The sequence below is a fragment of the Alienimonas sp. DA493 genome (assembly GCF_043951915.1).
Lineage (GTDB): Bacteria > Planctomycetota > Planctomycetia > Planctomycetales > Planctomycetaceae > Alienimonas.
Map to the genome: position 1 here is coordinate 1 of NZ_JBINJD010000193.1, position 8,732 is coordinate 8,732.

Genomic DNA, 8,732 nt, shown 5'->3' on the forward strand with positions numbered 1-8,732 from the left:
AGGCGGAGCGTTCGTTCACCCGGGGACGCGCCGCCTCGCGGCGACGGCAAACCGCGGCGAGTCCAAACAAAAACGGCTCTCGAACCGAAGTTCGAGAGCCGTTTCAAAGTGGCGGGGACAGGATTCGAACCTGCGACCTCGAGGTTATGAGCCTCGCGAGCTACCTGGCTGCTCCACCCCGCGTCATTGGGTGCCGCGATCGCTTCCGGGGAAGTCGCTCGCGGGTCAACATCCTAACCCACGGACGCGGATCGGCAACCGAGGTTCGCGCGAAAAATTCCGATCCGCCTCAGATCGTCCCCGCCCGCAGGCGCCAGAGGAGGTCGTCCAGCCCCGCGGCGGCCGTCGGCTCCTCGGGCAGCGTCGAGCGATCGCGGGCCGTCTTCAAGTTCTCCTCCAGTCGGTCGAACGCGGCTTCATGCGCCGCGGCCTCGGCGGCGGAAAGCGTCTCCCGCTCCGCCCCGGCCCGCTTTCGTTCGATCAACTCCGCCACCCCGGCCTGCGGGCGGGCGGCCAGCAGCGTGGGCAGGTTCGCCTCGACCACGCCCGTTTCCATCAGGTGAACGCCGGTCAGCAGGATGCGGTAGAGGTACAGCGCCGGCTTCAGTTGCGGCGGGTCGTGCCTGGCGAGCAGTTTCCGCTGCGTGCGGGCGAAGCCGAGGTAGTGGCGGGCGTGCCCGCGGGTGACGCACCCGGCCGCCAACGCCCGCAGTTCCTCCAGCGCGACGCCGCCCTGCACTACCAACGACGAGAGGACCTGTTCCAACACGTACCCGTTCGGCCGCAGCATCAGGGCGAAGAACTTGGCGGCGTCGTGGGTGACGAGGTCGACCTCCAGCCCGGCGACGACCCCCGTCGTGTCGACCGTGTCCCGCGGCTTGCCTCGACGGCGGGGGACCCGTTCGCCGGGGGGCAAAAGGTGGACGCCGCGGAGGTCCACGTCGCTGTCAGCCGACGGAAAGCCGTACAGATGGGCGCCGCTGACGGTGGCGAACGCCAGCGGATACGGGTGCTCCGCCGCCGCGGCCCGCACCGCGGGCAGGGCCGTCGGGTCGGAGGGATAGGGCGTCACGGCAGAGCGTCCGAGTCGGCCGCGCGGCGGCGGGCGTGAATGAGAAAGGCGTCGACCGCGGCGACGTCCGGTTCGTTCGGCAGCGGGCTGTTCCGCAACGCCAGATCCAAGCCGGACCGCCACTCCGCCGCGACGGCGTCTACCTCCTCCAGGCTGCGCTCGCCGCGGCGCACGCTCAGCAGCAGGTCGCGGTGGGGGCCGACGTGCACGGGGAAGCCGTCGCCGGCCAAGGCCTTCGCCCCGGTCGCCAGCAAACGCAGGCAGTGAGCGGCGTGCTTCCAGTTGATCGACTTGCCCGCCTGTGCCCGGCGTTGCAGCTTGGCGAACTGCTGATCGGCGTACCCGCCGCAGGTCGCGTGCAGACGCTTCGAAAGAAATGCCGTTCGCAGGGCGAGCAATTCCCGCCCCAGCGGCGTGGCGTCCGTCACCCGCGGGGTGAACAGGACCTCCAACACGGTCGGGTTGCCCTTCAGCGCCAGCCGGAGGAAGCGGCCCAATTCCCAAGCCATCTCCTCCCGGTCGTCGTCCCGCAGCACGTCCGGCACGCCGTCCAGCGACCAGTGATCCGCGGCGGCGGGGAGATACACGCCGCGGCGATCGGTGTCGCTGCCCGCCTCTTCCAGCCCGTAGGCCCGCGAGCCGATGACGACCCGCAGGATCTGGCGGTCGAACAGGGGCGAACGCATCGCAGGACGGTATCAGAGGCGGGGGTCCACCGGCTCGCTCTCCAGCGCCAGCACAGCGAAGACCGGGGGATGGCCCCGGCGGAGCGGCTCCCGGTTCACGAACCGCGTCAGCGACTCGATCCCCAGGGCGAATTCCCGCAGGGCCAGCCCGCGCTTCCGGCCCAGTGAGCGGTCCCGCAGGCGCTTCAGGTTCGCCGGGTCGAGGTAGTGCGGGCCGTAGATCAGCCGCAGGTATTCTCGTCCTCGCACTTTGACGCCCGGCTGTTGGAGGGAGCGTCCTCGCCGGACCGTGAACTCCGCCGGCTTCACCACCATCCCCTCCCCGCCCGCGGCGGTCCGCTCCTCCCACCAGGCCGTCGCCTCCTCGACGGCGGCGGGGTCAGCCGGGTCGAGGAACCGCCGGGCGGTCCGCAGGAACAGGTCGCCGCCGGCCTCGTACAGCCGGTCCAGCCGTTCGAGGTGCCAGCGGTGCGGCCGGGTGTGGTTGACGCTGCCCTCATGCGCGAGCAGGTGGAACGGCGCGAGCCGCACGCCGTCCAGACCGTCGGCCTCCGCGACGTACTGCCGGAGGGCGTCGCGGTAGCGGAGCAGATCGCGCTCCCGGCCGCGGAGCCGAACGGCGTCTTCGGCGAGGTCGACGCCGCGGGTGCTCGCCCGCTCCAACGCCTCCGCGGCGGCCGCCGTCGCGGCGAGCCCGGCGGCGGCCGTGGGGGCGAAGGCGCTGCGGATCAGGGCGTCCGCCTTCAGGTTCCACGGCAGCAGTTCCGCGTCGAGGCAGAGCCAACCGGTGTCCAGTTCCTCCCACAGCCCCGCCGCGGTCGCGGCGTCTCGGACGCGAGCCAGGAACGCTTCGTGGACCGCCGGGTCGTTGAAGAACCGGCGGCCGGTCCGCGTCCAGCACTCGCCGAGCGAACCGTCGGGGACGCCGAACCGCTCCGCGGCGGTCGCCGCGTCGCGGCAGACGACCAGCACGGCCCGGCTGCCCATGTGCTTTTCCTCGCACACGACCTCCCCCACCCCGGCCGCGGCGTAGTCGGCGAAGGCTTCGGCGGGGTGTTCGAGGAAGCCGTCCCGCTTGGCGGTCGCGCAGGGGCTCATCGTCGGCGGGAGGTGGATCAGCCACCGCGGATCGACGTCGTGGCGGGCCATCGTCTCCAGCGCCGCCGCCGCCTGCTCCGCCCGCACGGTGACGCGGCCCATCAACCCCGTCTCGACGCCGCTTTTGCCCAGCAAGTCGGCCGCGTCCGGCAGGACCCCGCCGGCGGGGTCGTCGGGAAACGGCGAGGGCAGCGGAGAGGCGCGTTCGTAGTGCGTGCGGCGGGCCGGCACGCTGACGATCTCCCGCTCGGGCCACCGCAGGGCCGACAGTCGCCCGCCGAACACGCAGCCGGTGTCGAGGTTCAGCACGTTGTTCCGCCACACCGCCGCGTTCACCGCGACGTGCCCGTGGGCGACCGCCGCGGCCCCGCCGTAGTCGGCGGCCCAGTCGAGGCGCTCCGGGAAGCCCTCCTCCGTCAGTCGCCCGGTCGTGTCGCCGTAGAGGCAGAACTCCCGCACCGCCCCGCCGGCCCGGCCGTGCATTCCCTCCGGCAAGCCGGCGTGCGCCGCGATCAACCGTCCCTCGTCCAGTACCAGGTGCGACGGCAGGTCCTCGAGGAACTGCGTCACGGACTCTCGCAGCGACTCCCGCTGCGAGTCCGGCAGGGAGTCGAACTGCGTCAATGTCTCCTCAAGGCCGTGCGTCCGCCGCACGTTCTTGCCGCGCAACGCCCGGAGCAGCTTGGCGTCGTGGTTGCCGGGGACGGCGTACGCCTCCCCGGCGGCGCACATCGCCAGCGCCGTGCGGAAGACGCCCGGGCTGTCCGGGCCGCGGTCGCAGAGGTCGCCGAGGAACACCGCCTTCCGCCGCTCGGGGTGGGCGAAGCCGGCGTCGCCCGCGGGGCGGTAGCCGAGGGCGTGGAGCAGTTCACGCAACTCCTCCAGGCATCCGTGGATGTCGCCGATCAGATCGAACGGCCCGCGATCGTCGGTGTGCCGGCGGCAGTCCAGCGGCACGCGCTCCACGGTCGCGGCGTCGATTCGCTCCGGCTCCCGCAGGACCCAGGTGCGGCGAAACCCCTCCCTCCGCAGATGCTTGAGACTGCGTTCGACGCTGCGGCTCTGGTCGCGGATCACCCGCGGGGAGAACCGCCGGTCCTCCCGGCCGGCGTGCCGCTCCAGGCAGATCTCCGCCGGCGGGGCCAGCACGATGGCGACGGGGACCACGTGATGCTCCCGGGCGAGGGCGATCGCCTTCTCCCGGTCCTCCCGGCGGGCGTGGGTGGCGTCGATCACCGTTAGCCGGCCGCGCCTCAAGCGGAGGCCGGCGAGGTGGAACAGGGCGTCGAAGGCGTCGGCGGTCGCCGACTGATCCGCCTCGTCGTCCGCCACCCAGCCGCGGAAGGCGTCGCTGCTCAACACTTCCGTCGGCCGGAAATGCTTGGCGGCGAAGGTCGACTTTCCCGCCCCGCTGGCCCCCACGAGGCAGACGAGCGACAGGTCGGGTAGTTCGATGTTCATCGATCCTCCTCCGTGACCGCGTCGGCGGCGGCGAGGCGGGTGAAGATCGCCATCTGCGACGGCGGGCCGAACTCCGTGTGTTCCTCCCCCAGCGGCCGTCGCTCCACGGCGTAGCGGAATCGGACGGCGACGGCGTCCGTCCACGCGGTGAACTCCGCCCGGGTCCACTCGAACCGGTGGTCGCCGTGGCGGAGGGCGCCGGCCGGCAGGGCGTCCCAGACGGCGTTGTATTCCCGGTTCGGCGTCGTCAGCACGACGATGCGGGGGGCGGCGCAGCCGAAGACGCTCGCCGCGACGGCGTCCAGCCGGTGCGGGTCGAGGTGTTCGATTACCTCGCAGAGCACGGCCGCGTCGAAGCCGGTCAGCCGGTCGTCCCGCAGCGTGAGCGAACCTTGGATGAGGGAGACCCGCTCCCCCCGGTCGCCGCGGTCGAGACGCAGCCGGTCGGCGGTGCGGCTCAGCAGCGGGGCGGAGACGTCCAGGCCGAGCAGCCGGGCGAACCGCGGTTCGTCGATTAGCCGGCGGAGCAGCTTTCCTTCTCCGCAGCCGAGGTCGGCGACCGAGGCGATCTCGCGGGCCGGGTCCGTCAGCACGGCGACGATCGCGTCGAGACGAACTTCGTGGAGCCGCGGGGCCCGGGGGCCGTCGGCGGCGGGGGGCTCCAGGGGCGGCGGTTCGTTGGCCGGGACTTCGTCAGTCGGGGCGTCGTCGGTCGGGGCGTCGTCGGTCGGGGCCGGGGTCTCGGCGAGGTCGTCGAGCCGTTCGAGGGCGTCGGCGATCAAGCCGCCCTGCCGTTTCAGGCTGAAGGACACGAGCTTGTCGCGGCGGGGGTGCGACGCCAGCCACTCCCCGCCGCGGCGGAGCAGTTTTTCGACCTCCTCGTCCCCGACGAAGTGGTGCCGGTCGCCCTCCAGCGCCGGGAGCAGCACCGCGAGGTGGTTGAGGACGGCGGGGATCGGCTGAGCCCCGGTCAGCGACACCCGGCAGACGGTCGCATCGCCCCACGCCGGGCGGTCCGGGTCCAGCGGCAGGGCGGTTGCGTCGCAGGCGTAGCCGAGCGGCTCCCACGCGGCCCGCACCGCCTCCGGCCCGCCGCGGCAGGGCAGCGCCGGGAGCGAGACCGTCACCGGCCAATCCTCCGTCAGCCGTTCGACCCGGTCCTTGGCCCGCCCGGCGAGGGCCGAGTTGAAGCACCGCCCGATCGCCACCGCCAGCAAACTGCCGGCGAGGTACGGCTTGGCGTCGGCGTAGCTTCCGCCGTTCGGCCCCCCGCCGGCCCCGCCGTGCCGCATGGCCTTGCGGGCCAGCTTGACCGGGTCCGGTTCGAGCAGCAGGCAGACCTCGCAGCGGTCGTCGGTCGCCTCCGGGTAGAAGACGGTCGCGATTCCCACCGACAGCTCCCGCCGAAACACCCGCTCCGGGTGCTTCTGGAGCAGGAACCCGAGGTCCGCGGCCCGCGGGGCGGTGGTGGCGAGGGAGAGGAACACGGGGCGGCGGACACCGGGGGCCGGCGGGGCGTTCGGGCGGCGGAGTTCAGAACTCCGCGTGCCCCGGGGTGCGGGGGAACGGGATCACGTCGCGGACGTTCTGCATCCCGGTGACGAGTTGCACCAGGCGCTCCAGGCCCAGGCCGAAACCGGCGTGCGGCACGCTGCCGTAGGTCCGCAGTTCGACGTACCACCACAGACTCGCCGGGTCGATCCCCTGCCCCTTCATCCGCTCGACCAGCACGTCCTCCCGTTCCTCCCGCTGGCTGCCGCCGACGATCTCGCCGACCCGCGGGGCGAGGACGTCCATCGCCCGCACCGTCTCGCGTCCCTGTTCGTCCGGCTCGTTCACCCGCATGTAGAAGGGTTTGATGCTCGCCGGATAGTCGTGGACGATTACCGGCCGCTTGAAGTGCGTTTCGGTGAGGAAGCGTTCGTGCTCGGTTTGCAGGTCGTGGCCCCACTCGACGGGGTACTCGAATTTCTGCCCGCTGCTTTTCAGCAGGTCGATCGCCTCGGTGTACGGCAGGCGGACGAACTCCTGATTCGCGACGGCGTCCAGCGTCTCCGGCAGCGTTTTGTCAATGCGTTGGGCGAAGAACTCCAGGTCCTCGGCGCAGTCTTCGCGGACGGCGGCCAGCGTGGATTTCACGAAGGCTTCGGCGAGGTCCATGTCGCCGTCGAGGTCGCAGAAGGGGACCTCCGGCTCGATCATCCAGAACTCCGCGAGGTGCCGCGGGGTGTTGCTGTTCTCGGCCCGGAAGGTGGGGCCGAAGGTGTAGGTCGGGCCGAGGCTGGTGGCGTAGACCTCGCCCTCCAACTGCCCGCTGACCGTCAGCCCGGCGTGCTTGCCGAAGAAGTCGCCGGAGAAGTCGCCCCCCGCGGCGGCCTCCGCCAGCTTCGCGGCAGCGAGGGCGGTCACGGTGAACACCTCCCCGGCGCCCTCGCAGTCGTTCGTGGTGATGATCGGCGTGTGGGCGTACAGGAAGCCGCGGTCTTGGAAGAACTCGTGCACCGCATGGCTGAGGCGGTTCCGCACCCGGGCCACCGCCCCGAAGGTGTTCGACCGCGGCCGGAGGTGGGCGATCTCCCGCAGGTATTCGAAGGAATGCCGCTTCTTTTGCAGCGGATAGCGGTCCGGATCGGCGGCGCCGGGCACGACGAAGTCCGCGACCCGCAGTTCGATCCGCTGATTCCGGCCCTGGCTTTCCACGATCTCCCCCCGGGCGACGAGGCTGGCCCCGGTGGTGATCGGGGCGGCCCGGGAGTCGAACTCCGGCAGGTCGTGCGGCAGGACGAGTTGCAGGTTCGACAGGCAGCTGCCGTCGTTCAGCTCGACGAAGGACAGCCCCGCCTTGCTGTCCCGGCGGGTGCGGACCCAGCCGCGGACGGTCGCCGTCTGTCCCGGTTGCGCGTCCGCCAGCAGGGCGGCGACCGTGGGCCCCGGCGAAAGCGGGCTGACGGTGACGGGAAGCTCGGCGGCGGGTGCGGACATAATTCGCCTCTCGGGACGCGGCGGTTCTGGCGGACGGCTCGGACGGGGCGGCGAGTGTAGCGGGCGGTTGGTTGTCGGCCCGCGCAGGCCGCACTAGAACGGGGCGATCCGCTCGTTTCCGCTCGCTTTCCGCGTCCGCCGATGTCACGCCCGTCGCTTGCCGCCCTGACCCTCGCCCTGCTGTGGGGGGGCGCTCCCGCGCTCCCGGCGTTCGGCCAGGACGAACCCGCCGCCGAGCCCACCGTGGACGCGCCGGCCGGCAGCCCCGCGGCCGACGCCCCGCAGCAGGAGGTCACCCCGGACGAGAAGACCGACGACGAACAACCCCCCGCGGACAAGCCGGAGCAGCCGAAGGGCGAGGCCGACGAGAAAACCGCGGAGGAACCGGCCGCGGAGGCCGAGGCGAAGCCGGAACCGAAGCCGGAACTGCTGGTCGAGAACCTGGAGACCCCCGTCGGCTTGGCGATCGCCCCGCAGAGCGGCGACGTGCTGATCGCCACCCGCTGGGGGGTCTACCGCTACGTCCCGCAGACGCACGCGATCTTCATCGAGGTCGAGGGCTACGACGTGCCGGACACCATCGGCGAGGACGGCCGGTACGAGATCGGTCCGCTGTCGCTGGCCTTCGTCGGCGACAGCGAACTGGTCGTGGGCGGCGGCAGCGCCCCGGAGGGGGAGGAGGTCGTGCAGACGTTCGAGATCGCCCTGGAACCCCGCGGCGACGACCCGCAGATTCAGGACACCGACGCCAAGCAGACCGTCGGCCCGGTCGGCCCGGCCGCCGTCGGCGGCGAGGGCGCCGGGAACTTCACCGGCGTGCTGGCCGATGAGAAGGCGGTGTATGCGGCGACCTCCAGCACGACGCCCAAGGGCTGGATCCTGAAGGCGCCGTTGGAGGACGGGAAGCTGGGCGACCTGGCGCCCTTCATCGCCGCCGCCGATCTCGCCGAACTCGGCGGCCCCGGCCCGATGGCCTGGGACGCGGACGGGAACCTCGTCGTGGGCCTGTGGGGCGGCCAGATGCCCGGCGACGATGCGATCGCCGTGTTCAACGCCGCCGGCGAGCTGGTGGCGAAGTACGAGGGCGAGATCGGCGAGTTCGGCGGGCTGGCCTACAGTCCCAAGACGAAGGCCCTGTACGTCACCGACATGGGCCTCTCCACCGACCGCGGCGGGCTGTACAAGGTCGAGTTGAAGGACGGCGCAATGAACGCGGAGAAAGTTCTGTCGCTCGACAAGCCGGCCGGGCTCGCCTTCGCTCCCGACGGCAAGCTGTACCTGACGACGCTCGGCACCGCCGTCGAGGGCAAGACCACGCCGGACGGCGACGAGTTCAGCCCCGGCGCCCTGCACGTGATCGACGCCGGCCTCTGAACCGGCGGCCGTCAGAACCGGCAGCGTCCAGCGTCCCGGACCCTCCGAGGGGCCGGGAC

The 8,732-nt window shown here is 72.1% G+C and carries 6 protein-coding genes and 1 tRNA gene; 1 reads left to right on the forward strand and 6 read right to left on the reverse strand.

What is annotated here, in order from left to right; all coding sequences use genetic code 11:
- Positions 1–109: 109 nt before the first annotated feature.
- The 6 genes from ACG2DA_RS20145 to asnS all read right to left on the reverse strand — a co-directional run bounded on the left by ACG2DA_RS20145 (position 110) and on the right by asnS (position 7,299).
- Positions 110–183, reverse strand: a tRNA-Met gene (locus ACG2DA_RS20145).
- Between the two features lie 106 nt (positions 184–289).
- On the reverse strand, positions 290–1,072 hold the full coding sequence (locus tag ACG2DA_RS20150; RefSeq protein WP_395258144.1) for a DNA polymerase beta superfamily protein: 783 nt from the start codon (positions 1,070–1,072) through the stop codon (positions 290–292).
- Positions 1,069–1,758 carry a DNA polymerase beta superfamily protein gene (locus ACG2DA_RS20155; RefSeq protein WP_395258146.1) on the reverse strand — a complete coding sequence of 230 codons (690 nt, stop codon included), beginning with the start codon at positions 1,756–1,758 and terminating at the stop codon, positions 1,069–1,071. Before ACG2DA_RS20155 ends, ACG2DA_RS20150 begins: the two co-directional genes overlap by 4 nt.
- A 12-nt stretch (positions 1,759–1,770) precedes the next feature.
- Positions 1,771–4,317: a polynucleotide kinase-phosphatase gene (locus ACG2DA_RS20160; protein ID WP_395258148.1), complete on the reverse strand. Its 2,547-nt coding sequence runs from the start codon at positions 4,315–4,317 to the stop codon at positions 1,771–1,773.
- The gene (locus tag ACG2DA_RS20165) at positions 4,314–5,804 is read right to left on the reverse strand and encodes a 3' terminal RNA ribose 2'-O-methyltransferase Hen1 (protein ID WP_395258149.1); all 1,491 of its coding nucleotides are present in this window, start codon (positions 5,802–5,804) and stop codon (positions 4,314–4,316) included. The genes ACG2DA_RS20160 and ACG2DA_RS20165 overlap by 4 nt, the downstream gene beginning before the upstream one ends.
- 46 nt (positions 5,805–5,850) lie before the next feature.
- The gene (asnS, locus tag ACG2DA_RS20170) at positions 5,851–7,299 is read right to left on the reverse strand and encodes an asparagine--tRNA ligase (protein ID WP_395258151.1); all 1,449 of its coding nucleotides are present in this window, start codon (positions 7,297–7,299) and stop codon (positions 5,851–5,853) included.
- Positions 7,300–7,440: 141 nt separating this feature from the next.
- Here asnS and ACG2DA_RS20175 point away from each other — a divergent pair, with 141 nt between their 5' ends.
- The gene (locus tag ACG2DA_RS20175; protein WP_395258153.1) at positions 7,441–8,673 is read left to right on the forward strand and encodes a hypothetical protein; all 1,233 of its coding nucleotides are present in this window, start codon (positions 7,441–7,443) and stop codon (positions 8,671–8,673) included.
- Positions 8,674–8,732: the final 59 nt, after the last annotated feature.